This is a genomic window from Curtobacterium sp. 1544, assembly GCF_040544915.1.
Taxonomy (GTDB): Bacteria; Actinomycetota; Actinomycetes; order Actinomycetales; family Microbacteriaceae; genus Curtobacterium; species Curtobacterium pusillum_C.
On sequence record NZ_JBEPKX010000005.1, the window covers coordinates 39,503 to 63,618 of the forward strand.

Annotated in this window: 23 protein-coding genes and 1 tRNA gene; 11 read left to right on the plus strand and 13 right to left on the minus strand. The window is 70.7% G+C overall.

Annotated elements, in window-relative coordinates; genetic code table 11:
- Positions 1 to 37: 37 nt before the first annotated feature.
- Together ABIC61_RS04650 and ABIC61_RS04655 are read left to right on the plus strand one after the other, a co-directional pair.
- Complete coding sequence (locus ABIC61_RS04650; RefSeq protein ID WP_144753917.1) at positions 38 to 577, plus strand: peptidylprolyl isomerase; 540 nt, start codon at positions 38 to 40, stop codon at positions 575 to 577.
- An 8-nt stretch (positions 578 to 585) separates the two neighbouring features.
- The gene (locus ABIC61_RS04655; protein WP_144753920.1) at positions 586 to 1,455 is read left to right on the plus strand and encodes a rhomboid family intramembrane serine protease; all 870 of its coding nucleotides are present in this window, start codon (positions 586 to 588) and stop codon (positions 1,453 to 1,455) included.
- Between the two features lie 386 nt (positions 1,456 to 1,841).
- On the opposite strand, the gene ABIC61_RS04660 is transcribed toward ABIC61_RS04655, so the two are convergent.
- Positions 1,842 to 2,096 (minus strand): cell division protein CrgA, encoded by a 255-nt coding sequence (locus ABIC61_RS04660; RefSeq protein ID WP_079237606.1) that lies wholly within the window; start codon positions 2,094 to 2,096, stop codon positions 1,842 to 1,844.
- Positions 2,097 to 2,178: 82 nt separating this feature from the next.
- Between ABIC61_RS04660 and ABIC61_RS04665 the strand changes: the two genes are divergently transcribed.
- Positions 2,179 to 2,823 (plus strand): anthranilate synthase component II, encoded by a 645-nt coding sequence (locus ABIC61_RS04665; protein ID WP_354028967.1) that lies wholly within the window; start codon positions 2,179 to 2,181, stop codon positions 2,821 to 2,823.
- Between the two features lie 64 nt (positions 2,824 to 2,887).
- On the opposite strand, the gene pknB is transcribed toward ABIC61_RS04665, so the two are convergent.
- From pknB to ABIC61_RS04700, 7 genes are all read right to left on the minus strand, one after another.
- A complete protein-coding gene (pknB, locus tag ABIC61_RS04670) occupies positions 2,888 to 4,693 on the minus strand; it encodes a Stk1 family PASTA domain-containing Ser/Thr kinase (protein ID WP_354028968.1) in 1,806 nt (601 codons plus the stop codon).
- A 117-nt stretch (positions 4,694 to 4,810) separates the two neighbouring features.
- Positions 4,811 to 6,556: a protein kinase domain-containing protein gene (locus ABIC61_RS04675; RefSeq protein WP_354028969.1), complete on the minus strand. Its 1,746-nt coding sequence runs from the start codon at positions 6,554 to 6,556 to the stop codon at positions 4,811 to 4,813.
- Complete coding sequence (locus ABIC61_RS04680) at positions 6,553 to 8,007, minus strand: peptidoglycan D,D-transpeptidase FtsI family protein (protein ID WP_354028970.1); 1,455 nt, start codon at positions 8,005 to 8,007, stop codon at positions 6,553 to 6,555. Before ABIC61_RS04680 ends, ABIC61_RS04675 begins: the two co-directional genes overlap by 4 nt.
- A complete protein-coding gene (locus ABIC61_RS04685) occupies positions 8,004 to 9,446 on the minus strand; it encodes an FtsW/RodA/SpoVE family cell cycle protein (RefSeq protein ID WP_354028971.1) in 1,443 nt (480 codons plus the stop codon). Before ABIC61_RS04685 ends, ABIC61_RS04680 begins: the two co-directional genes overlap by 4 nt.
- A complete protein-coding gene (locus ABIC61_RS04690; RefSeq protein WP_144753935.1) occupies positions 9,443 to 10,795 on the minus strand; it encodes a Stp1/IreP family PP2C-type Ser/Thr phosphatase in 1,353 nt (450 codons plus the stop codon). The genes ABIC61_RS04685 and ABIC61_RS04690 overlap by 4 nt, the downstream gene beginning before the upstream one ends.
- A gap of 6 nt (positions 10,796 to 10,801) precedes the next feature.
- Positions 10,802 to 11,353 carry an FHA domain-containing protein FhaB/FipA gene (locus ABIC61_RS04695; protein WP_144753938.1) on the minus strand — a complete coding sequence of 184 codons (552 nt, stop codon included), beginning with the start codon at positions 11,351 to 11,353 and terminating at the stop codon, positions 10,802 to 10,804.
- Positions 11,350 to 12,030 carry an FHA domain-containing protein gene (locus tag ABIC61_RS04700; protein WP_079237613.1) on the minus strand — a complete coding sequence of 227 codons (681 nt, stop codon included), beginning with the start codon at positions 12,028 to 12,030 and terminating at the stop codon, positions 11,350 to 11,352. Before ABIC61_RS04700 ends, ABIC61_RS04695 begins: the two co-directional genes overlap by 4 nt.
- An 87-nt stretch (positions 12,031 to 12,117) precedes the next feature.
- Here ABIC61_RS04700 and ABIC61_RS04705 point away from each other — a divergent pair.
- A tRNA-Leu gene (locus ABIC61_RS04705) sits at positions 12,118 to 12,204 on the plus strand.
- A gap of 74 nt (positions 12,205 to 12,278) precedes the next feature.
- Here ABIC61_RS04705 and ABIC61_RS04710 read toward each other — a convergent pair.
- From ABIC61_RS04710 to ABIC61_RS04720, 3 genes are all read right to left on the minus strand, one after another.
- Positions 12,279 to 12,692 carry a hypothetical protein gene (locus tag ABIC61_RS04710; protein WP_354028972.1) on the minus strand — a complete coding sequence of 138 codons (414 nt, stop codon included), beginning with the start codon at positions 12,690 to 12,692 and terminating at the stop codon, positions 12,279 to 12,281.
- A gap of 70 nt (positions 12,693 to 12,762) precedes the next feature.
- Entirely contained in the window at positions 12,763 to 13,386 is a 624-nt protein-coding gene (locus ABIC61_RS04715) for a TetR family transcriptional regulator (RefSeq protein ID WP_354028973.1), read from the minus strand.
- 9 nt (positions 13,387 to 13,395) lie between these two features.
- Positions 13,396 to 14,958: a PucR family transcriptional regulator gene (locus ABIC61_RS04720; RefSeq protein ID WP_354028974.1), complete on the minus strand. Its 1,563-nt coding sequence runs from the start codon at positions 14,956 to 14,958 to the stop codon at positions 13,396 to 13,398.
- Between the two features lie 92 nt (positions 14,959 to 15,050).
- Here ABIC61_RS04720 and gabT point away from each other — a divergent pair, with 92 nt between their 5' ends.
- Genes gabT through ABIC61_RS04735 form a run of 3 tightly spaced genes read left to right on the plus strand, consistent with a single transcriptional unit; the run spans position 15,051 to position 19,317 of the window.
- The gene (gabT, locus tag ABIC61_RS04725; protein ID WP_354028975.1) at positions 15,051 to 16,412 is read left to right on the plus strand and encodes a 4-aminobutyrate--2-oxoglutarate transaminase; all 1,362 of its coding nucleotides are present in this window, start codon (positions 15,051 to 15,053) and stop codon (positions 16,410 to 16,412) included.
- Complete coding sequence (locus ABIC61_RS04730; RefSeq protein ID WP_354028976.1) at positions 16,409 to 17,950, plus strand: NAD-dependent succinate-semialdehyde dehydrogenase; 1,542 nt, start codon at positions 16,409 to 16,411, stop codon at positions 17,948 to 17,950. The genes gabT and ABIC61_RS04730 overlap by 4 nt, the downstream gene beginning before the upstream one ends.
- A complete protein-coding gene (locus tag ABIC61_RS04735; RefSeq protein ID WP_354028977.1) occupies positions 17,947 to 19,317 on the plus strand; it encodes a flavin monoamine oxidase family protein in 1,371 nt (456 codons plus the stop codon). The genes ABIC61_RS04730 and ABIC61_RS04735 overlap by 4 nt, the downstream gene beginning before the upstream one ends.
- A gap of 76 nt (positions 19,318 to 19,393) precedes the next feature.
- Here the strand turns inward: ABIC61_RS04735 and ABIC61_RS04740 are convergent, their stop codons facing one another.
- Positions 19,394 to 20,233 (minus strand): helix-turn-helix transcriptional regulator, encoded by an 840-nt coding sequence (locus ABIC61_RS04740; RefSeq protein WP_354028978.1) that lies wholly within the window; start codon positions 20,231 to 20,233, stop codon positions 19,394 to 19,396.
- A gap of 113 nt (positions 20,234 to 20,346) precedes the next feature.
- Between ABIC61_RS04740 and ABIC61_RS04745 the strand changes: the two genes are divergently transcribed.
- Both ABIC61_RS04745 and ABIC61_RS04750 read left to right on the plus strand, forming a co-directional pair.
- Complete coding sequence (locus ABIC61_RS04745; protein WP_354028979.1) at positions 20,347 to 21,747, plus strand: MFS transporter; 1,401 nt, start codon at positions 20,347 to 20,349, stop codon at positions 21,745 to 21,747.
- 10 nt (positions 21,748 to 21,757) lie between these two features.
- The gene (locus tag ABIC61_RS04750) at positions 21,758 to 21,916 is read left to right on the plus strand and encodes a hypothetical protein (RefSeq protein ID WP_354028980.1); all 159 of its coding nucleotides are present in this window, start codon (positions 21,758 to 21,760) and stop codon (positions 21,914 to 21,916) included.
- Positions 21,917 to 21,924: 8 nt separating this feature from the next.
- On the opposite strand, the gene ABIC61_RS04755 is transcribed toward ABIC61_RS04750, so the two are convergent.
- A complete protein-coding gene (locus ABIC61_RS04755; RefSeq protein ID WP_354028981.1) occupies positions 21,925 to 22,506 on the minus strand; it encodes a TetR/AcrR family transcriptional regulator in 582 nt (193 codons plus the stop codon).
- 76 nt (positions 22,507 to 22,582) lie between these two features.
- Between ABIC61_RS04755 and ABIC61_RS04760 the strand changes: the two genes are divergently transcribed.
- Positions 22,583 to 23,317: an SDR family NAD(P)-dependent oxidoreductase gene (locus ABIC61_RS04760; protein ID WP_354028982.1), complete on the plus strand. Its 735-nt coding sequence runs from the start codon at positions 22,583 to 22,585 to the stop codon at positions 23,315 to 23,317.
- Positions 23,318 to 23,399: 82 nt separating this feature from the next.
- Positions 23,400 to 24,113, plus strand: coding sequence for a potassium channel family protein (locus ABIC61_RS04765; protein WP_354028983.1), 714 nt, complete (start codon positions 23,400 to 23,402; stop codon positions 24,111 to 24,113).
- Positions 24,114 to 24,116 lie beyond the last annotated feature (3 nt).

The following is a 24,116-nucleotide window of genomic DNA, read 5'->3' on the forward strand; positions in this document are numbered from 1 at the left end:
CCGTCTGACCTTCAGCAGTACATGCGAGAATCGGAACATGTCTCTGCACACCGCTGTCGCAACGATCCACACGAACAAGGGCGACATCCGCGTCAACCTGTTCGGCAACCACGCTCCGAAGACCGTCAAGAACTTCGTCGACCTCGCGACGGGCAAGCAGGAGTGGACGCACCCGGGCACCGGCAAGGTGTCCACCGACAAGCTCTACGACGGTGTTGTCTTCCACCGCATCATCAAGGACTTCATGATCCAGGGCGGCGACCCGCTCGGTCAGGGCATCGGCGGCCCGGGCTACCGCTTCGACGACGAGATCTCCCCGGAGCTCACCTTCCAGAACCCGTACATCTTCGCGATGGCGAACGCCGGCATCCAGGGCGGCCGCGGTACGAACGGGTCGCAGTTCTTCATCACCACGGTGGCGACCCCCTGGCTGCAGGGCAAGCACACCATCTTCGGCGAGGTCGCGGACGACGAGTCGCGTGCGGTCGTCGACGCGATCGAGGGCGTGCCCACGGACGGCCGTGACAAGCCGCTCGAGGACGTCGTCATCCAGAGCATCGACGTCGAGGACGTCTGAGCCACCACGTGAGCGATCCGGCGTACAACTCGAACAACACCTGCTACCGGCACCCCGACCGGCAGAGCTTCGTGCTCTGCCAGCGGTGTGGGCGCACGATCTGCCCTGAGTGCCAGACGCCGGCGGCGGTCGGGGTGCACTGCCCGGAGTGCGTGCGCGAGCAGCGCGCGCAGTTCGCCGCGAACCGTCGGGCGACCGGTCCCAGTGGGATGACGGTCGCCCGACGGCGCTTCGCCATGCTCGACCAGAAGGCGACGGTCGTGATCGTCGCCGTCTCGGTCGTCCTGTGGCTCCTCAACCAGGTCAGCGGCGGGTACGTCAACGCCTGGCTGAGCTACTACACGCCTCTCGTGGGCACGCAGCCGTGGCGTCTCGTCACCGGGCTGTTCGTGCACTCCTCGTTCTTCCACATCCTGTTCAACATGTGGGCCGTCTGGATCTTCGGACGGATGCTCGAGAACATCCTCGGGACCTGGCGCTTCTTGGCGTTGTACCTCCTGGCGGGACTCGGCGGGGACCTCGCGGTCTCGTTGCTGAGCCCGGGAACGCAGGTCGTCGGCGCCTCCGGTGCGATCTTCGGCCTGTTCGCCGCGTTCTTCGTCATCCAGCGCAGCCTCGGCTACAACGCCGTGCAGCTGCTCGTGATCATGGGGTTGAACCTCGTCGTCGGGTTCCTGCCCGGCACGGCGATCTCGTGGCAGGCGCACGTCGGTGGCATCGTCCTCGGCTTCATCACCGGGTTCGTCTTCGCGAAGACCCGCAACGTCCGGCAGCGGGGCCTGCAGATCGGCCTACTCGTGGCCGAGGCGGTCGTGCTCGTCGCGGGCATCTACGCGGTGTACGCGAGCCTCCAGGCCGGCATCGGGATCGGCATCTGACACACCCACTCGAAGGCCCCGTCGCACGCGCGACGGGGCCTTCGTCGTTGCGGGACGCGGCGGGTGTCGTGCGGGACGCACCAGGCCCGACGCACGCCGTGCTGCCGGATCGGTTTCCACACGTGCACGACCGAGTTATCCACAGCTGTGGACAAAGCGGTGAGTTACACGCGTGTGATTATCCCCACTGTGGACTCCGCTGTGGATAACTCCGGGGTCAGGGTGTGGAGAGTGATGTGGAGAGTGTGGAGAACGGCGCTCGGGTTGGGGAGAACGCTGACGCAGTGGCGGGGTGGGTGTGGAGAACGGGCCACCGGCTGCAACGACGACGCCCGCCGCACCTCTGGGGGGTGCGACGGGCGGCAGGGAAGCAGGTGGCCGGGGTGTCAGCGCCAGCGCGTGGTCATGAGGAAGCCGACGAACATGATGCCGAAGCCGATCAGGATGTTCCACGACCCGAGGGACGGAACCGGAAGGGTCGTGTTCGAGATGTAGAAGACGATCACCCAGGCGAGCCCGATGAGCATGAAGCCGAACATGACCGGCTTGAACCAGACGGGGTTCGGCTGGTCCCCCGCTGTGTCGACCGAGTCGGCTCGGGTCCTCCGGGCGGGCTTGGTGCGGTCCTTGTCCTTGGCCATGGCCGGTATCCTACCGTGACCACGTGTGTGGGAGGACTCTCAGCCCGCTGCACACATCCCCCACGAGTACGGTGAACCGACCATGACCAAGATCCTCGTCGTCGACAACTACGACAGCTTCGTCTACACGCTGAACGGCTACGTGCAGCAGCTCGGTGCGGAGACCGACGTGGTGCGGAACGACGCGTTCCCCGCATCCGAGATCGCAGACCGCATCGCCGACTACGACGGCGTGCTCCTGTCACCCGGCCCCGGCACCCCGGCCGACGCCGGCGTGTCCATCGCGACCGTGCACGCCGCGATGGAGGCGGACAAGCCGCTCCTCGGGGTCTGCCTGGGTCACCAGGCGATCGCCGAGGCGCTCGGCGCCACCGTGACGCACGCCGAGGAGCTCATGCACGGCAAGACGTCGCAGGTCGACCACGACGACAGTGCGCTGTTCGCCGGCGTCCCGCACCCGTTCACCGCCACGCGCTACCACTCGCTCGCGATCGTCGACGGGACCGTTCCCGAAGGACTCACCGTCACGGCCCGGACCGGCGGCGGGGTCATCATGGGCGTCCAGCACCGCGAGCACCCCGTGTACGGCGTGCAGTTCCACCCCGAGTCGGTGCTCACCGAGGGTGGGTACCGGATGGTCGGGAACTGGCTGGAGACCACCGGCATGGCGGGCGCGGCCGACCGAGCTGCGGGACTGAACCCGCTCATCGCGGTGCACCGCGCCTGACGGGCGTCCGGCCTGGAGGCACGGCTCGGCCCCGACGGACAGCCTCCGTCAGGACGCGGTCAGTTCACTGCCCGTCGCCGCCATCGCCGCCGTCACCGGCGTTGTCCCCACCGCTGTCGCCGCCCGACGCGGGCGGCTGTGTGGGCTGTGACGAGGCGGCGCAGTAGGTGAGGACCACGGTGCTGCCCTGCGCGATGTCGCCGGCGGGAGCGCTCTGCTGCGTCACGGTGCCACCGGTGCAGGAGTACGCGGGCGCCGGGGTCACGGTCAGCCCCAGGCCGGCGAGCGTCGCGTTCGCGGTCGCGAACGGCTGCTGCGTGACGTTCGGGAGCTCGACCTTGCCGTTCGACACGGTCAGGTTCACCACGGTGCCCTTCGCGTGCAGCGACGCGGATGCCGGATCGGTGCTCATGACCGTTCCCTCGGGGACGTCGGGCGAGTAGTCGGAGTTGATCGCCCCGACCGTGAAGCCGGCGTCCGTGAGGGTCTTCTCGGCAGCGTCCTGCGCCTGACCGGCGAGGTCCGGGATGGCGATCTGCTGCGGGCCGAGCGAGACGACGACACGGACGTTCTGACTGCGGCCGACCTTCGTGCCGGCACGGGGCTCGGTCCGGATGACCGTCCCCTTCTCGACGTCGTCGGAGTTCTCCTCCACCTTGACGGCGACCAGGTCCTGCTTGCCGAGCGCCGACGCGGCGGAGTCGTAGGTCGCGCCGGCGACGTTCGGCACGCTCACCGACGACACCGGACCCTTGCCGGGCTGGAGGTTGGCGACGAAGAACACCACCGCGACGATCACGGCTGCGGTCAGGATGATGCCGACCCAGATCCACGCCACCGGCGGACGGTTCTGCGTGCGCTGCGGGCGGTGCTCGGCCGTGTCGTCCTCGAGCTCGCGGAACGCGACGGCGGGGTTCGACGTCGTGCGGGGGTTGACGCCGAAGAGCATCGTCGACGCGTCGTTCGCGACCTGCTGCTGGAGCTTCCGGGTCGACGCCGGGACGTGACCGGCCGCGGCCTGCTGCAGCTCGGTCCGGAACTCGGCGGCGTTCTGGTACCGACGCGTGCGGTCCTTCACGAGGGCGTGGAGGGTGACGGCGTCGAGGGCCGGTGACACCTCGGGCACCAGGGTCGACGGTGCGACCGGCTGCTCGCTGACGTGCTGGTAGGCGACGGCGACGGGCGAGTCCCCGATGAACGGGGGCCGTCCGGTGAGGAGCTCGAACAGCACGACACCGGTCGAGTAGACGTCGGTGCGAGCGTCGACGGTCTCACCGCGTGCCTGCTCCGGCGAGAAGTAGGAGGCGGTGCCGAGGATCGAGGTGGTCTGCGCGACCGTGGCCGACGTGTCCGTGATGGCACGGGCGATCCCGAAGTCCATCACCTTGACCTGGCCGGCGTGCGTCACCATGACGTTCGCGGGCTTGATGTCGCGGTGCACGACGCCCGCGCGGTGCGAGTACTCGAGCGCGGTGAGGATGCCCTCGGTGATGCGCACGGCCTCGTCCGGGGCGACCGGACCGTCCTCGATGATGTCGGAGAGCGGACGGCCCTCGACGTACTCCATGACGATGAAGGGCACCTGCACCTCGGCGCCCGAGGTCTCGGTGACCGTCTCCTCGCCGGCGTCGTAGACGCGGACGATGGTGGGGTGGGCCATGCGCGCAGCCGCCTGGGCTTCCTGGCGGAACCGCGTTCGGAACGCGGGGTCGTTGGCGAGGCTCGGCTTGAGCAGCTTCACCGCCACCTTGCGTCCGAGGCGGGTGTCGTTGCCCAGATGCACTGTGGCCATGCCGCCCCGACCGATGACGTCACCGATCTCGTAGCGGTTGGCGAGGAGGGTGATCCCCGCGGTCACACCTTCTGGCACGTACTCCTCCGAATGTCCGTCCGGGCCAGTGTACGGCAGCCCTCGCTGGTGAGACGCTGCGGACGGGGCCCCCGACCGAACCGTTACGCAACGGTGTCGCGAGTCCCCGTCCGAGGGTCAGTCCTGCGGGCCCTGGCTGGGGTTGTTGCCGTCCGTCGGGTCGGTGGTCGGCTCGCCGGTGGCCTGCCAGGGGTCGCTCGTGGCGGACTCCGAGGCGGCCGATGCGGCGAGGTTCCCGCAGGTCACGGTGTAGGTCAGTGCCGCGGCCTTGCCCACCGCGTCGATCTGCACGGTGACCGAACGGTGCGAGGCGTCCAGCGTTCCCGAGGTCTGGCTCGAGGTGTCCTTGCCGCCGGTGATCGTGTACGCGTACGACGCCACGGTGTACCCGGTCGGGCAGGTCGCCGCCGCCCAGCTGAAGGTGACCTGGCCGTCCGTCGACACCGTGCCCGGGGACGCGGAGTTCGGCTGGTTGACCGTCGGCTGCGCCGTGTACTGCTGGATCACGACGACCGCGCCCGCTGCCAGGCTCCCGGTGGGGCTGATGGACTGGACGGTGTTCGCCTTGTCCGCCGTCGGGGCCGGGTCGCCGTCCTCGACCTGCGGGGTGAGGCCGAGCGACTGCAGCTTCGCCTGGGCGTCCGTGACCGAGAGCCCGACGTAGTCCGCCGCGTTGACGAGCACCCGTGTCTGCGTCGGGGTCGGCGTCGGCGTGTTGCTCGGACGCGGCGTGGAGCTCTTCGTGGTCGCCGAGCGCGTCGGCTCGGGCGTCCCGTTGCCGTTGATCGCGAACGCAGCGATCACCGCCGCGATGACGAGGACCGCGATGCCGCCGACGAGCCACCAGATCCAGGCGCGCTTCTTCTTCGGTTCCTCGTCCTCACCGTCGACCGGCGAGCCCGGCGTGCGGGGACCACCGGTGACGGCTCCGGCCTGGGTGCCGATGAGCGCGGTCGCGGCGTCGTTCCCCTGCCCCTGCGGCGGGTTGAACGCCACGGTGCCCCCGGCGGCGATGGCCGGCACGGCGACGGTGGCCGCTGCGACGTCACCACGGCGCAGCGCCTGTGCGGCACGGGCCAGGTTCGCGGCGGTGGCGGGACGGTCCGCGGGCTTCTTCGCGATGCAGGACATCACGAGCGCGGCGACGGGCTCCGGGATGTCGCCCGGGAGCGCCGGCGGCTGCTCGTTGATGTGCGCCATCGCGATCGCGACCTGCGACTCACCCGTGAAGGGTCGACGACCCGCAAGGGCCTCGTACGCGACGATGCCGAGCGAGTAGATGTCCGTGGAGGGCGACGCAGGGTGTCCGCTCGCCTGCTCCGGCGAGAGGTACTGCACGGTGCCCATGACCTGGCCGGTCGCGGTGAGCGGCACCTGGTCGGCGATGCGCGCGATGCCGAAGTCGGTGATCTTGACGCGGCCGTCCGGCGTGATGAGCAGGTTGCCGGGCTTGATGTCGCGGTGCACCAGGCCGACCGCGTGCGCGGCCTGCAGGGCGTTCGCGGTCTGCGCCACGATGTCGAGGACCTTGTCGACCGGCAGCGTGTGCTCCCGCTCGATCATGGTCGAGAGCGCCTCGCCGGGGACGAGCTCCATCACGAGGTAGGCGCTGCCGTCCTCCTCGCCGTAGTCGAACACGTTGGCGATGCCCTCGTGGTTGACGAGCGCAGCGTGACGGGCCTCGGCGCGGAAGCGCTCGAGGAACCCCGGGTCGCCGAGGTACTCGTCCTTGAGGATCTTGAGTGCGACGGTCCGTCCGATGACGAGGTCGGTGGCCTGCCAGACCTCTCCCATGCCGCCGATCGCGACGCGGGACGAGAGTTGGTACCGCCCACCGAAGGTGAGTCCGCTGGTGGGTCTCATTTGTTCAGCACCGCCTCCATGACTTTCTTCGCGACCGGAGCCGCGACCGTGTTGCCGACACCGGACTGCCCGAGCCCGCCGCCGTTCCCGACGACGACCGCGACGGCCACCTCGGGGTCCTTCGCCGGGGCGAACCCGGTGAACCACAGCGTGTACGGATCGCCCGTGCCGCCCTCTGCCGTGCCCGTCTTCCCTGCGACGTCGACACCGTCGATCTTGGCATTGGTCCCGGTCCCGGAGCTGACGACGCTCTGCATTGCCTCGGTCAGGTCGCTGGACTCGGAGGCCGAGAGCGGGTCGCTGTACTGCTTCGGGGAGAAGGACTCGACGGTCTTCAGGTCGCTCGTGGTGATCGAGTCGACGAGGGACGGCTGCATCACCTTGCCGCCGTTGGCGATCCCGGCCGAGACCATCGCCATCTGCAGCGGGGACACCCGGACGCTGGCCTGACCGAACGAGCTCAGCATGAGCTGCGCCGTGGAGTCGACGTCGGGGTACTGGCTCGCCGTCGCCCGCATCGGGACCTCGATCGCGTCGCCGAAGCCGTACTTGTCCGCCATGCTCTTGATCGCGTCGTAGCCGAGCTTCTGTCCGAGTTCCGCGAACGGGATGTTGCACGAGTTCTGGATCGCGGTGCGGAGCTTGACGGTGTCGCCGCCGCCGCAGGAGCCGCCCTCGGCGTTGTTGATGTAGGTGCTCGTGCCCGGGAGCTGCAACCGCGAGGGGTTCGGGAACTCGGAGTCGAGGTTGTACTTCCCGCCCTCGAGCGCGGCCGACGCGACGATGAGCTTGAACACCGATCCCGGCGTGTACAGGTCGCCGCCGATGGCGCGGTTCTGCAACGGCGTCCGCGACTGGTTCAGCAGGGCGTCGTACTGCGCCTTCACCTGCGCCGTGTCGTGCGAGGTGAGCGTGTTCGGGTCGTAGGACGGCTTCGACACCATCGCGAGGATCTTGCCCGTCTTCGGCTGGATCGCGACGACGGCCCCGGTGTTGTCGCCGAGCGCGTCGTAGGCGGCCTGCTGGACGTCGGGGTCGATCGTCAGGTTGACGTTGTCGCCCTGGACGTCCTGGCCGGTGAGGATCGCGTTGAGGTTCTGGAAGAACGACGCGTCGGAGTTGCCGGAGAGCACGGTGTTCTCCGCGCTCTCGATGCCGGTGTTGCCCTGGCCGATGGTGAAGTATCCCGTGACGGCCGAGTACAGGTCGCCGTTCGTGTACTTGCGCTGGTACTGGTACTGGTCGTCCACCGGGGTCGACTCGGCGATCGGGCTGCCGTTCACGAGGATGGCGCCGCGCTTCGTCGAGTAGCTGGCGAGGATCGTCCGGGAGTTGCGGGAGTCGGCACGGAGCGAGTCCGCCGAGAAGAACTGGATGGACGTCGTCGACACGAAGAGTGCGACGAACATGAGCACGATGACGGTCGAGACACCGCGGAGCTGTCGGTTCACCGGCTGCGCTCCTTCCTGGTCGCGCGCGCGTTCCCGCCACGCGCAGCGGGGATCGCGCCCTGCTGGACGCGCTGTTCGGCTGGGATGGCGTCGGTCAGTCGCAGCAGCATCGCGGCGATGATCCAGTTGGCGATGAGGGACGAACCACCGGCCGCCATGAACGGGGTCGTGAGGCCGGTCACCGGGATGACGCGGGTGATGCCACCGACGACGACGAACACCTGCAGGGCGATGACGAAGCCGAAGCCGACGCCGAGCAGCTTGCCGAAGTCGTCCTGCGCCATGAAGGCGACGCGCAGGCCGCGGGACGCGAGGACGATGAACAGCGCCAGGATCGCGAAGACGCCGATCAGGCCGAGTTCCTCGCCGAGCGAGGCGATGATGTAGTCCGCGTTGGCGACCGGCGTGATGTACGGGCGCCCCTGGCCGAGACCGGTTCCGGTGATCCCCCCGTTGGCGAAGCCGAACAGCCCCTGGACGAGTTGGTAGCTGCCCTGGGTCTGGCGGTCGAAGATCTCCTGGTTGAACGGGTCGAGCCACTGCTCGAACCGGCCGTGCACGTACACCAGCGCGCTCTGGGCGATGAGCGCGCCTCCGACGAACAGGGCGAGGCCGATCACGACCCAGCTGATCCGACCGGTCGCCACGTAGATCATCACGAGGAACAGGCCGAAGTACAGCAGGGCGGTGCCGAGGTCGCGCTGGAACACGAGGACGGCCATCGCCGCGCCCCACATCACCAGGATGGGACCGAGGTCCCGACCGCGAGGGAAGGTCATGCCGAGGAACTTCTTGCCGACGATCGACAGCGAGTCCCGAGCGGTGACGAGGTACCCGGCGAAGAACAGCGCCATGGTGATCTTCGCGAGCTCGCCGGGCTGGAACGAGAAGGCTCCGACGCGGATCCAGACCCGAGCGCCACCGACGTTGGACCCGATGCCCGGCAGCATCGGCAGCAACAGCAGCGCGATCGTGAGGAACATGAAGATGTACCGGTACCGCTGCAGGAACCGGTGGTTCCGGACGAGGACGACCGTGATGATCGCCAGGACCATCGCGAGCATCGTCCAGACGATCTGCTTCACGCCGATCGCCGACCACCCGGACAGGTCGTTGTGGATGTCGATCCGGTAGATCTCGGCGATGCCGATGCCGTTCAGCACGAGGGCCACCGGCAGGATGAACGGATCGGCGTTCTTCGCGACGACCCGGAGCACCACGTGCATGATCAGCGCCAGGCCGAGGATGCCCGCGCCGACCCAGAGCACCGAGGTGTCGAAGAGCCTGCCCTTCGTGCCGAGCTGCACGAGGACCATCGCCCCGGCGCAGATGCCACAAGCGATGACGAGCAGCACGAGCTCGAGGTTCCGGGCCCGCGCGGGCTCGCGCAGCTTGATCGTGATCGCCTGCGTGAAGGACTGGGCGGTGGCGTTGCTCATCGCTTCGCCCCGGGGGACGCGGACGGGGAGCCCGTGGGTGAGGAGGTCGGTGTCGGCGACGGCGAGCCGCCGTCACCACCCGTGCCGGCCTGGTCCTGCCCGGTCTCGGCGGCCTTCCGCAGTCGGTCCACGATGTCCCGCGCGTCGTCGAGCGACTGCGCGTTGATCGTCGAGCGGACGTTCTCCCGCGTGTAGTCGGGGAGCGACGACACGGTGATGTCGGTGTCCTCGTAGACGTCGGACAGCGCGATCGGCCCGATCGACTGCTGCACGCCCTTGTAGATCGCGACCGTGCCGCGGTCGGTGCCCACGTAGTAGTGGTCCTGGATGATGCGCCAGCCGAGGAACACGGCGCCGACGAGGGCGGCGATCGCCACGACGAGGGCGATGGTCCACGAGATGCGACGACGGATCCGGCGACGACGGTCCTCGGCGATGAGCTCGGCGAAGAACTGGTCGGACTCGGGCTCGAAGTGCGAGTCCTCGGGCGCCGTCGTGACCTTCAGCGGGTGCAGCAGGATCGTGGGGAGGCGGATCGGCTTGCGGCCGGTCGACGCCTCGAACGTGAGCGGCGCTGCTGCGGACCCGACGGTGGTCGCCGCGTCGTCGTCGTCGCCCGGCTCGGAGTCCGTGACGTCCATCACGACGACGGTGACGTTGTCGGGCGCGCCGTGGTCGAGCGTCTCCTTCACGAGGCGCTGCGTGACCTGGTTCGCGTCCATGTTCGACGCGAGGGCGTGCCGGATGCGCTCCTCGGCGAGGTACGACGAGAGCCCGTCCGAGCAGAGCAGCCAGCGATCGCCCGGCTGGATGTCCATGATCGCGGTGTCGACCTCGGGTGCGGCGTCGACGTCGCCGAGCACACGCATCAGCACCGAGCGCCGCGGGTGGACCGCTGCCTCTTCCGGGGTGATCCGGCCGCTGTCGACGAGCCGCTGCACGAAGGTGTGGTCCGAGGTGATCTGCCGCAGCTCGCCGTCGCGGTGCAGGTAGATGCGGGAGTCACCGATGTGCGCGATCGCGATCTGGTCGCCGACGCGGATCATGGCGGACACCGTGGTGCCCATCCCGGTGAGTTCCTGGTGTTCGAACACCGTCTCGGTGATGAGTTGGTTCGCCGCGATGAGCGCCGACTGCAGGGCGAACTCGGCGTCGTGGGCCGACGGGAACTCCCGGTCCACCTCCCTGATGCGACGGATCGCGATCGCTGACGCGACGTCACCGCCGGCGTGGCCGCCCATGCCGTCCGCGACCGCGAACAGGTGCTGCCCGGCGTAGCCGGAGTCCTGGTTGTTCGCGCGGATGCGTCCGACGTGGGACACAGCGGCGCTCAGCGTGCGAGCCGTCATCCCGGGTTACCGCCGCAGCTCGAACGTCGTCGTCCCGATCGTGATCGGCGTCCGCTCTGCGATGGTCACGGGAACGGTCACCTTCTGACCGTTGACGAAGGTGCCGTTCGTGGACTCGAGGTCGGTGAGGAGCCAGCCGTCGGCACGCAGGTCGAGACGGGCGTGGTTCGTCGAGGTGTAGTCGTCGCGGATGACCACGTTGGACTCGCTCGACCGGCCGATCGTGATCGGGCCGCCGCCCAGTGGCATCTCCATGCCCTCGCGGGATCCCTCGGTGATCACGAGGCGGGTCGCGACCGGCGTGGCGGGCTGCTGCGTGCCTCCAGGCTGTCCGATGAGGTCCGTGAACGCACCGTTGGATGCCGGAGCCGGCGCCGCTGCTGCCGGCACCGCAGGTGTCGTCGGGCCGGATGCACCGGCCTTCGGGTCGGTGGGGATGGTGCGCACGCGCTGACCGAAGAGGTCACTGCGCAGCGCGAAGACGATCACGAACACGAACAGCCAGAGCACCGCGAGGAACGCGAAGCGCAGGACGAGCAGGGTCAGCCCTGTGGTCACCTGGTACCTCCGTCGTTCTCGGGGATCACCCGGAACACCATACGGGTACGACCGATCTCGATCGTCGAATCCGGCTCCACGATGGCCTGCTGGAAGCGTTCGCCGTTCAGTTTCGACCCGTTCGTGGAGCCGAGGTCGTTGGCCTGGGCGTGCTTGCCGTCCCAGATGACCTCGACGTGCTTGCGGCTCGTGCCGGTGTCCGCGACGGTGATGTCCGCGTCCGTTCCGCGGCCGATCACGGTGCGACCGCGCTGCAGCTTGTGCCGCTGCGAACCGATGTCGAGCACCGCGACCCAGGCGACGTCGCGCTGCACCGTCGTCGAGTCGATCTGCAGGATGCCCGTCGACAGCGTGCCGTCCTGCTGCAGCCGGATCGTCACCGGGCCGGAGAACGAGTAGTTCTGCGCAACGGCGTGCTGCTGCACCATCTGCGACAGCTCGTCGATGAGGGGACGCCCCACGTCGTTCATGCGCGTGAAGTCCGGCGGAGCGAGGCGCACCGTGAACTCGTTCGGCACGAGGATCCGCTCGCGGGACACCACGGCAGCCTTGGTGTCGAGCTCTCGGCGGAGTGCGCTCGAGATCTCGACGGGCTGCACGCCGGAGCGGAAGGTCTTCGCGAACGCGCCGTTCACGGCACGCTCCAGCCCTCGCTCGAAGCTGTCCAACAGGCCCATGGGTCTCCAGTGTTCTCGGTCGCTGACCTTACGCATGGTAGTGGTTGGCGTCTGGCACCGTCTGTGCGTGGTAGTGTTCTCGGGCTGGCGCGAGTGGCGGAATTGGTAGACGCGCACGGTTCAGGTCCGTGTGCTGGAAACGGCGTGGGGGTTCAAGTCCCCCCTCGCGCACCAGGCGCAGTGCACATCAAGTACTGCACAGAAGGCCCCCGGAGGAATCCGGGGGCCTTCTGCGTTCCTGCTGGGCGTCACTGCCTGGAGGCGCGGCTCGGCTCCGCAGCGTCGACTCGCCGGAAGAACGGGCGTGCGCTGGGCAGGAAGAGCAGGACCGCGGCCACCACCGACAGCAGGACGAGCACCGCGGCGGGCCCGCCTTCCGTGATGCTCAGGACGGCACGCAGGGCGGCGACCGCGACGAGCACGATGCGGGCGACCGGGGAACCACGGAGGAGCAGGACGACCGCCGCGGCGACCACCGCCCAGACGACGAGGGACAGCGCGATCGTGAGGACGCCGCCGACGCCCGCGAGGCCGTCTGACGTCGCGACCAGGGCGGTGGACAGCACCCCGGCCACCAGCCACACCGCCCAGAGCACGACGGCGATCGTCACCACCCGTGGGCGACTCGGTCGTGTCCGTCGGAGGTCGTCCGTCGTGGTCATCGTGTCCCCGTCCCCGCCGCTCCCTGTGCGACGTGACGAGCGTACCGATCGGTGGGGCACGGACGGGAGATCACGAGAGCGGGGTGAGGGAGGCCTCGTCGAGGCCGACCGCGCGGGCGATCGTCGTGCGGACGAGCCCCTCGCGGGTGGGGCGGTCGAGGTAGTCGACGAGGGCGTACCCGTTCGTGGCGTCCACGAGCGCGAAGAGGAGCCGGCCGACCGCGTCCGGGTCGTCCACGCGCATGACACCGGCCCGGACCCCCTCGACGACGATCCCGGTCGCCAGTCGCTGCCAGTCGTCCATGACGCCGCGGGCCGCCGCCGCGAGCACGGTGTTCGTCCGGCCGATGCTCCACGCGTCGGCCCAGAGCGCGGCGACGTCGTCGCGGTCCGGGTCGGCGATGCAGGACAGCAGCGCGCCGAGCCTGGCGCCAGGGCCGTGCACGTCGGCCACGATCGCGGCCACCTCGGCGACCTCGGCTGCGGCGATCGCGCGGAAGGTCTCGCCGACGAGGTCCTCCATCGCCGGGTGGTAGTGCGCGACGAGTGACGGAGCGACCCCGATCGAGGCGGCGACACCGCGCAGGGTGACCGCGGCGAGTCCGTCGGCGCGGGCGACGGCGATCGCGGCGTCGGCGATCTGGGCCTCCCGCTCGGCGGGGCTCAGGCGCCGTCGGGTCGGTGTGGTCGGCACACGTCCAGCCTAGGCGGACGCCGTCGACCCGGCTCCGGGGCCGCCCTCGACGACGAAGGCCGCCCAGAGGTCCGCCCGGGTGGCGAACACGGACAGGTCCCGATCGAGGAGTCGTCCGGCGTGCTCGATCCGGGCGCGGGCGGTGTGCCGGTGGACACCGAGCTCCTGCGCGGTGCGGTCGTACTCGCAGTTCTGTTCCAGCCAGGTCCGCACGGTGCGGGTGAGCTCGGTGCCCGCGGTGCGGTCGTGGTCGAGCAGGGGAGCGAGCACCGCGCGGGCGACGGCCCGGGCGTCCACGTCGACGTGGGCGAGGTGGGCGAGGACGCCGTCACGGGCGAGGTCGCCGAACTCCGTGATCCCGGGGCGTCCTTCACGACGCCGGTCGAGCGCCTGGACGGCCTCGGTCCGGGCTCGGCCGAAGTACGGGTACGAGGCACCGTCGGAGAGCCCGGCGTGCAGGTCGTAGCGGCTGACGAGCTCCTCGACGACCGCGGTGTCGTCGGCGCCCACGCAGAGGAACAGGGCGTCGTCCACCGCGAAGAACAGCCGGCCGGGGCGGTCCTGCACCCAGAGCTCGAGCAGGTCGACCACCGTGTCGAGGTCCTGGTCGGCGACGTCGAGCGCCGCGATCCGGACGGGTTCCGCTGGGAGTGGCCCCCAGACCTCCCGCGACGTGGTGTCGACGACGGCCGGGTCCCCGACGGACAGCATCGTGAGCAGCCCGGTGCGGAGCAGGCCGCGGGCCCGCGCGAGCTCGCGGTTCTGCTGCAGGGCCAGACCGGCGAGGGCGATCACGGCGGTCACGACCTCGCGACCGGCGCGGTCGAGGGCGCTGCCGTTCGCGATGGCCAGGACACCGCTGAGGTGGCCACCGCTGCCGAGCGTCTGCAGCGTGAACCCGGTGCGGTGCTCGGTCGTCACGGGCAGGCTGGCCCGCTGACCGGCACGGAGGAGCCGGAGCGACTCGGTCCGGAGCAGGTCCAGGTCGGTGGCGGGCACGCCGCCGTCGGGGTACCCGCGGTCGAGACGTCCGGACACGTCGAACAGCCCGACCCAGCCGTCCAGCTGCCGTGAGAGTTCCGCGATCGTGGCGCCGAGACCGTCCGGTCGCATCGCGGCGAGGGAGATGGCGCGCTGGGCGGCGAGGGCCCACGCGTTCCGGGCGTTGGCCTCGCGCGCGACGGCGTCCGCGTTGGCCTGCGCGACGGCGATGAACGAGGTCTCGTACGGCACCTCGAACAACGGCAACCCGGAGGCCTCGCACGCGGCCACGAGCTGCGCGGGGGTGCCGGCGCGGACGACCTCGGTGCCGAACCCGAGTGCGACGACCCCGCGCTGCCGCAGCCGTCGCACGTAGGCGGCGGCGAACGACTCCGTGACCTCGGCCTCGGTGCCGAACTGCTTCCCCGTGGTCAGGAGACCCTGCCCGTCGGCGAGGAACGGCGTGGGGTCGTCGAGGTCGGAGCTGTGCAGCCACGACAGGGGAGCGTCGAGCGCCTCGGCCTCGGGGCTGGTGAGCAGCCGCAGGTGGAGGTCGGCGCGGTGGAGCAGGGATCGCAGCGTCGCGGGCATGAGGGCACCCTATCCGCCGAGTCGATCGAGACCACCCCGGGTGTACACGGCGGACAGTGGGTCCGGGCGCGCGGCGCTCCTACCATCGGCGCATGACCTCCACCGCTGCACCCTCGATCAGCGCCGCCCCCGGTGGCCCCTCGCTGCCCCAGGAACGGCGGCTCGTCACCGAGGTGCCGGGTCCGCGCTCGCGGGAGCTCTTCGAGCGCAAGTCCGCGGCCGTCGCAGCCGGGGTCGGGGTCGCCGTGCCGATCGCCGTCGTCGCCGCGGGCGGTGGCGTGGTCGTCGACGCGGACGGCAACTCCCTCATCGACCTCGGTTCCGGCATCGCCGTGACGAGCGTCGGGAACGCGCACCCCGGCGTGGTCGCCGCCGTGCAGGAGCAGGTCGCCGCGTTCACCCACACCTGCTTCACCATCACTGCCTACGAGGGGTACGTCGAGGTCGCCGAAGCCCTCAACCGGCTGACCCCCGGCGACCACGAGAAGCGGACCGCCCTCTTCAACTCCGGTGCCGAGGCCGTCGAGAACGCCGTGAAGATCGCCCGGAAGCACACCGGACGGCAGGCCGTCGTCGTGTTCGACCACGCGTACCACGGCCGGACGAACCTCACGATGGCGCTCACCGCGAAGAACCAGCCGTACAAGAACGGCTTCGGTCCCTTCGCCCCCGAGGTCTACCGCGTGCCGATGTCGTACCCGTACCGCGACGGGCTCACCGGTGCCGAGGCCGCGAAGCGTGCGATCAGCCAGATCGAGAAGCAGGTCGGCGCCGAGAACACCGCCGCGGTGCTCATCGAGCCGATCCAGGGCGAGGGCGGCTTCGTCGTCCCGGCGCCCGGGTTCCTCGCCGCCCTGTCGGAGTGGACCACGGCGAACGACGTCGTGTTCATCGCCGACGAGGTGCAGACCGGCTTCGCCCGCACCGGGGCGATGTTCGCCAGCGAGCACGAGGGGATCGTCCCCGACGTCGTGACGACCGCGAAGGGGATGGCCGGTGGTCTGCCGCTCTCGGCGGTGACCGGCCGCGCCGAGATCATGGACTCCGCCCACGTCGGCGGCCTCGGCGGCACGTACGGCGGCAACCCGGTCGCCTGCGTCGCAGCGCTCGCCGCCATCGACGCGTTCGAGCACGACGGGCTCGTCGAGCGTGCGGAGGCGATCGGCACCATCCTGCTCGACCGGCTCCGCACGGCCCAGGCGTCGGACGCCCGCATCGGCGACGTCCGCGGCCGTGGAGCGATGGTCGCGATCGAGCTCGTCGACCCCGCGACCGGCGAGCCGGACCCGGGACTCACCGGCGCGGTGGTGCGGTACGCGTACGAACACGGCGTCATCGCACTGACCGCCGGCACGTACGGCAACGTCGTGCGCTTCCTGCCCCCGCTCGCGATCGACGACGCGCTGCTCGGCGAGGGCCTCGACGTCGTCCTGGAAGGACTGGCAGCAGCATGACCACCACCGCCCCCACGACGGCCTGGCCCGTCGTCCCCGACGCGACCGGACCAGCCGCCGAACAGGCCGTCCTCGACCGGGTCCCCACGGGCCTCCTGGTCGACGGCACCTGGCAACAGGCGGCCGACGGCGCGACGTTCCCCGTCGTCGACCCCTCCACCGGCGAGACGCTCCTGCGGATCGCCGACGCCACCCCGGACGACGGCCGACGGGCGCTCGACGCCGCGCACGCGGCGAAGGACGGCTGGGCGACCACCCCGCCGCGGCAGCGCGCCGAGGTCCTCCGTCGCGCGTTCGACCTGCTGCAGGAACGCCGCGAGGAGTTCGCGCTCCTCATGACGCTCGAGATGGGCAAGCCGCTCGCCGAAGCGCGTGGCGAGGTGACGTACGGCGGCGAGTTCCTCCGCTGGTTCTCCGAGGAAGCGGTCCGCATCGGCGGGTCGTACCGCACCAACCCCGAGGGCACTGGCCGGGCGATCGTCACGCACAAGCCCGTCGGCCCGGCGTTCCTCATCACACCGTGGAACTTCCCCCTCGCGATGGCCACGCGCAAGATCGCGCCGGCGCTCGCCGCCGGTTGCACCGTCGTGGTGAAGCCGGCCGAACTGACGCCGCTCACCACGCTGCTCTTCGCCGACCTGCTGCTCGAAGCGGGGGTGCCGGCGGGTGTCGTGAACGTCGTGCCGACCACGCACGCGGGCGCGCTGTCCGAGCCGCTCCTCGCCGACCCGCGGCTGCGGAAGCTGTCCTTCACCGGGTCCACGCCGGTCGGCCGGACGCTCCTGACGCAGGCCGCGCAGACGGTGCTCCGGACGAGCATGGAGCTCGGCGGGAACGCCCCCTTCCTGGTGTTCGAGGACGCCGACCTCGACCTCGCCGTCGACGCCGCGCTCGCCGCGAAGTTCCGGAACACCGGGCAGGCGTGCACCGCCGCGAACCGGTTCCTCGTGCACGAGGACGTCGCCGACGAGTTCGCGCGCCGGGTCACCGAGCGCGTCGAGGCGATGTCGGTCGGTCGCGGCACCGAGGACGGCGTCGCGATCGGACCGCTCATCGACCAGCGTGCCGTGGACAAGGCGCACCGCCTGGTCACCGACGCCGTCGAGCGCGGAGCCGTCCTGCGCACCGGCGGCCACCCCGTCGACGGCCCGGGCACGTTCTACGCCCCGACCGTCCTGACCGACGTGCAGCCCGGCAGCGAGCTGCTCCGCGACGAGATCTTCGGGCCCGTCCTGGCGATCCGGACCTTCCGGACCGAGGACGAGGCGGTGACGGCGGCGAACGACACGGAGTACGGTCTCGTCGGTTACGCCTGCACGGAGGACGCCGCTCGCGGACAGCGGCTCATGGAACAGCTCGAGACGGGCATGCTGGGGCTCAACACCGGCGTCGTGTCGAACGCCGCCGCCCCGTTCGGCGGGGTGAAGCAGTCCGGCCTCGGTCGGGAGGGCGGCGGCGAGGGCATCGCCGAGTACCTCGAGACCATGTACACACTGACGCCCGACCCGTTCGGGCGCACGAAGGGAACGCAGCGATGACCATCGAGAAGGACGTCGTCGTCATCGGCGCCGGCGTGACCGGACTCACCGCCGCGAACCGGCTGGTCGCCGAGGGCAAGACCGTCGCCGTCCTCGAGGCCCGCGACCGCGTCGGTGGCCGCACGTGGACGAACGACATCGAGGGCGTCACGCTCGAGATCGGTGGCCAGTGGGTCTCACCGGACCAGACCGCGCTGCTCGAGACCCTCGACGAACTCGGCCTCGAGACGTACGACCGCTACCGCGAGGGCTCCAGCGTCTACGTCGACGAGCACGGCACCCGCACCGAGTACACCGGTGACATCTTCCCGCTGCCCGAGGCCACCGCTGCCGAGATCGAGCGACTCGTCGCCGTCGTCGACGAGTACGTGGCGACGGTCGACCCGGCCCGCCCGTGGGAGGCACCGGGTGCCGCGGCCCTCGACGAGACCTCCTTCCGCGCCTGGCTGCACACCCTCAGCGACGACCGGGTCGCGACGGACAACGTCGAGCTGTTCATCGCCGGCGCGATGCTCACGAAGCCCGCGCACGCCTTCTCGGCCCTGCAGGCACTGCTCATGGCCGCGTCGGCCGGTAGCTTCACGAACCTCGTCGACGCGGACTTCATCCTCGACAAGCGCGTCGTCGGCGGCATGCAGCAGGTCTCCGAGCGGCTGGCGGAGCGCCTCGGCGACGACGTGCACCTGAACGCACCGGTGCGCACCCTGCGCTGGGACGACGACGGGGTGGTCGCCATCGCGGACGGTGGCATCGAGGTCCGGGCACGGCAGGCGCTCGTCGCGGTGCCGCCGCCCCTGTACTCGCGCATCTCGTACGAGCCACCGCTGCCGCGACGCCAGCACCAGCTGTACCAGCACCTGTCGATGGGCTTCGTCATCAAGGTGCACGCCGTCTACGACCGGCCGTTCTGGCGCGGTGCCGGGCTGTCCGGCACGGCGTTCAGCCCCTACGAGCTCGTGCACGAGGCCTACGACAACACCTCCCACGGCTCGGAGCAGGGCACCCTCGTCGGGTTCGTCTCGGACGTGCACGCCGACGACGTCTTCGCGATGAGTGCCGAGGAGCGCAAGGCCCGCGTCCTCGCGTCGCTCGCGCACTACTACGGCGACGAGGCGCTCCGTCCGGTCGTCTACTACGAGAGCGACTGGGGCACCGAGGAGTGGACCCGGGGCGCGTACGCGGCGAGCTTCGACCTCGGCGGACTCGTCCGCTACGGGGCCGACCAGCGCGCGGCCGTCGGACCCATCCGGTTCGCGTCGAGCGACCTCGCCGGGCACGGGTACCAGCACGTGGACGGCGCGGTCCGGATGGGCCGCGAAGCGGCCGCCGAGATCCTCGCCTCGCTGCCGCAGCCGGCGGTGCGGTAGACCCACACCGAGACGGACTGGAGGCGCGGTGCCAGCTGGCGCCGCGCCTCCCGTCCGTCGTCTCCGCGCGTCTCGTTCAGTCGTCGCGGCAGACGTGCCCGAGCAGCTCCAGGGCGTCGGCGGCCGGGCCGCCGGGAGCCGCGTGGTACAGGAGCACACGGAGGCTCGACTCCGCGGGGCGGACGACCTCGTAGTCCAGGTCGAACCGACCGACGAGGGGATGCGCGTAGTGGTGCGTGCCGTACCCGCAGTCGCCCACGGGGTGCTCCGCCCAGATGCGCGCGAAGTCGTCGGACCGCTGCGTGAGCTCGCCGACGAGCGTGCTCAGCTGCAGGTCGTCCGGGTGGAGGCTCGACGAGTAGCGCAGGAACCCGACCACGTCGTCGGCCATCTCCTCCGCGTTCGCGTACAGCTCCGCACCGCCGGGTCCCAGGAAGAACCGGCGTGCGAAGTTCGGCCGCCGGTCCGGGTCGTGCGGGGCGTCGAAGGGCACCTCGTGCGCCATCAGGAGGTTCCCGAGCCGGTTCCACGCGTGGATGTCGTTGCTGTGGTCGAGGACGACCGCCGGTGCAGCCATCCCCTCCACGATCGCGACGAGGGAGGCACGGGCGCGTTCCTCGGCCGGTCCGACGACGCGACCGTACGACGGACGGGCCAGCCGGCGGAGGTGCGCGGACTCGTCCCCGTTGAGCTGCAGCGCGCGGCCGAGCGCCTCGATCACTTGGTCGGACGCCGTCTCGGCGTGGTCGGACTGCTCCAGCCGCGTGTAGTACGCGACGCTGACCCCGGCGAGCTGCGCCAGTTCCTCCCGACGGAGGCCGGGGACACGACGCGTGCCGTACGACCGGACGCCGACCTGCTCGGGGTGCAGGGCCGCGCGGCGGCTGCGGAGGAAGGCACCGAGCTCAGTGGTCATGCCCTCAGTATCCAGCCCCGGTCCTCGCTGCGGAACGACCGTGCCTGACCCTGTCGGTGGTACGCAGAAGGGTGGTCTGGCTCGCTGCGTCCGACGGGCCGAGGCTGACCGGCATGCACACCTCGATGACCGGGCGCCAGTTGACGGTGCTCCTCCTGCTGCTCGCGTCGCAGTTCATGCTCGCGGTCGACTTCTCGATCCTCAACGTCGCGTTGCCCCGCGTCGCCGACGGCCTCGGGTTCCGCGCCGCCGACGTCCAGTGGATCGCGACATCGTTCGCGCTCTGCGCCGCCGGCTTCACCCTGCTGTTCGGCCGACTCGGGGACACGCTCGGTCGCCGGCGGTTGTTCCTCGTCGGGATGGGCGTCCTCGGGGCCGCGTCACTGCTCGGCGGTGTCGCGACCACCCCCGAGGTGCTCCTCACAGCACGGGTGCTGCAGGGCCTCGCGACGGCGGCGGTGACCCCGGCGGCGCTGTCGCTCCTCACCGGGACGTTCCCCGAGGGGCCGCTGCGCCGCCGGGCGCTCGGCCTCAACAGCGTGATGATGTCGCTCGGCTTCACCGGCGGGGCCGTCCTCGGCGGGGTGCTCACCGACCTGTTCTCCTGGCGGGCCGCCTTCCTCGTGAACGTCCCGATCGCGGCCGCGGTCATCGTCGTGGCACTCGTCGTGCTGCGGGAGACGGCGGAGCGGGTCGTGTCCCGACTCGACGTCCGCGGAGCGGTCCTCGTCACGGCCGGACTCGTGGCCCTGGTGTTCGCGGCGACCCGCTTCGGCGAGCACGGCATCGCCGACCCCGTCGGACTGGTGTCGCTCGCACTCGCCGCGCTGCTCGTGGTGGCGTTCGGGATCGCCGAGCGGGGGCACCCGAACCCGCTCGTGCCGCTCGGACTCCTGCGTCGACCGACGATCCTCGGCGGCCACATCGCCGGGTTCACCACGTTCACGATGGAGACCGGGCTCGTCTTCCTGTCCACCATGTACCTCCAGCACGTGCTCGGCCTGGACCCGATGCAGACCGGTCTCATGCTCGGCGCCATGGGAGCCGGTGCCGTGCTCGGTGGGATCGTCGGTCCGCGCGTCATCGCGGCGGTCGGCGTCCGGAACACCGCCGTGGGCGGGCTCGCCCTGCAGGGGCTGCTGACCGGCGTCCTGCTGCTCCTCGGGTCCACGAACGGGTCCCTCTGGCTCTACGGCGTGGTCGTCTTCACCGCAGCGGTGCCGCACACGTGCGCGATCGTCGCGTTCATGGTCGCGGCGACGTCCGGGCTGCCGGACCGCGAGCAGGGGCTGGCGTCCGGGCTCGCGACGATGACACAGCAGATCGGGATGGCGCTCGGCACTCCGGCCCTCTCCGCGGTCGCCGTCGCCGCCGGGGGACTGGCGTCGCTGGGAGCGCTCCGGACCGCGATCGGCGTCGACGCGGCTCTCGTGCTCGCCGGAGCGGTCGGCGTCGCCATCGCGTTGCGTGCCCGTCGACCGGCACCTGTGCCGACCACGCCGGCGCGCGCGTAGCGTCCCGGCCATGAGCGACACGACCTCCACCGGCAGCAGCGAACCGACCGACGACGAGCGGCAGTACACCGAGGACCTACCGGACGGGTCGCCGTCGGGCGACGCCACGGAGGACCCGGGGCAGGACAGCGACCACGACTCCGGTGGCGAGCCCGCCGACCCGCAGTAGCGGTCAGGTCAGCGGTCGTCGACGAGGCGCAGGGCCGCGGCACGCGCCGCCGCAGCCCACGGCCGGGACGCGTCCGCCTGTGCGCTGGCCATCGCTCCGTCGTAGAGCAGGCACAGCTGCAGTGCCGTGCCGTCGGGCTCGGTGTCCCCGGCCTCGACGAGGAGTGCGGTGAAGAGCGCTCGGACCCAGTCCCGGTGTTCGAGCGTCACCTCGTGCGTCGGATGGCCGTCGCCGTACTCCGCTTCGACGTTGATGAACGGGCATCCCCGGTACCCGGGCTCGGCGAACCACTCTCCGAGCAGGTCGAACACCGCGAGGACCCGTTCACGCGGGGTCTCGCCGCGGGCGGGGAGCTGCGCGGCGACGTGTTCCTGCCACGAGCGGCTGCGCCCGCGGAGGTAGCCCAGCACGAGGTCGTCCTTCGTCCGGAAGTGCGTGTAGAGGCTCGCCTTCGAGATGTCCGCCTCCGCCGCGACCTGGTCGACGCCGACCGCGTGGATGCCCTGCTCGTAGAAGAGCCGGTCCGCGGTGGCGACGGCCCGTTCGAGAGCGGGGCGTCGGCGGGTCCTCGGTGCGGTCGTGTCGGGCATGGTTTGACTTTACTGCACTGATCTGTACAGTTACCAGCGCCAAACCAAACAGATCTGTTCAGATAGGACGACCACCATGCGCAAGACCGCTCTCGTCACCGGCTCCACCAGCGGCATCGGACGTGCCGCCGCCGAAATCCTCGCCGCCCGCGGCCTGCACGTCGTCGTGTCAGGACGGGACCAGGAACGCGGAGCGGAGGTCGTCCGCACGATCCGGTCGGCTGGCGGGTCCGCCGACTTCGTCCGTGCCGACCTCCGGGACGAGGCGGGTGCGCGAGCGCTCGCCGATGCAGCCCGCACGATCGGCGGCGGTCGGGTCGACGTCCTGGTGAACAGCGCGGGCATCTTCCCGTTCGGGCCGACGGCTGCCACCACGACCGAGGGGTTCGACGAGGTGTTCGACGTGAACGTCAAGGCGCCGTACTTCCTGGTCGCGGCGCTCGCGCCAGGCATGGCCGAGCGCGGTGACGGTGCGATCGTGAACGTGACCACGATGGTCGCCGAGTTCGGTGCAGCCGGGATGGGGCTCTACGGCTCGACCAAGGCGGCGCTCGTCCTGCTCACGAAGTCGTGGGCTGCTGAGTTCGGACCGTCCGGCGTGCGCGTCAACGCGGTCAGCCCAGGACCGACCCGGACAGAGGGCACGGCGGCGATGGGGGAGAGCCTCGACCAGCTCGCCGCTGCGGGTCCCGCGGGTCGGCCGGGGACGGCGTTCGAGGTCGCCGAGGCGATCGTGTTCCTCGCTACGGACGCCGCGTCCTTCGTGCACGGCGCGGTGCTCCCCGTCGACGGCGGGCGCATCGCGGTCTGACGCGACCAGTGGACGGACGGGAGGCGCGGTGTCGGCCGGCATCGCGCCTCCTGTGACGGTGCCCTCACGCTAGCGTTCCTCCATGAGGTGGACGCAGGCGCAGTGGGTGCGCGCGACGCAGTGGCCCCTCGCGGGGGCGGCGCTCGCGTTCCTCGCGGCGTACGCGGTCGAGGTGCTCGCCGAGCCGACGGGTGGGGCGCGTGTCGCCTGCGAGCTCGTGGTCAACGTCACCTGGGTGATGTTCGTCGTCGACTACGTCGTCATGCTCGTCCTCGCCGAGCAGCGGGTGCGGTGGTTCCTGCGGCACCTCCTGGACCTTGCCGCCGTCGCGCTCCCGTTCCTCCGTCCGCTCCGGCTGCTCCGACTCGTCCAGCTGTTCCGCGTCCTGCAGCACACCACCGGTGCGGCTGTCCGCGGGCGGGTGACCCTGTACGTCGTGGTGACCACGGCACTGCTGGTCTTCGTGTCCGCCCTGGCGGTGTTCGACGTCGAACGGCACGCGCCCGGTGCGACGATCGTGTCGTTCGGGGACGCGCTGTGGTGGGCGATGGTGACGATCACCACCGTGGGCTACGGCGACCTGACGCCGGTGACCGAGGCAGGACGGCTCATCGCGGTCGGGGTGATGGTCGGCGGGATCGCCCTGCTCGGCGTCGTCACCGCGACCCTCGCCAGCTGGATCATCGAGCAGGTCGGCCGACGGGACGAGGCAGCGCAGAGCGCGACGCGGCAGGAGATCCGGGAACTGACCGCGGAGGTACGTGCGCTGCGTCAGGAGATCGCCCGCCGCGAGTGAGTC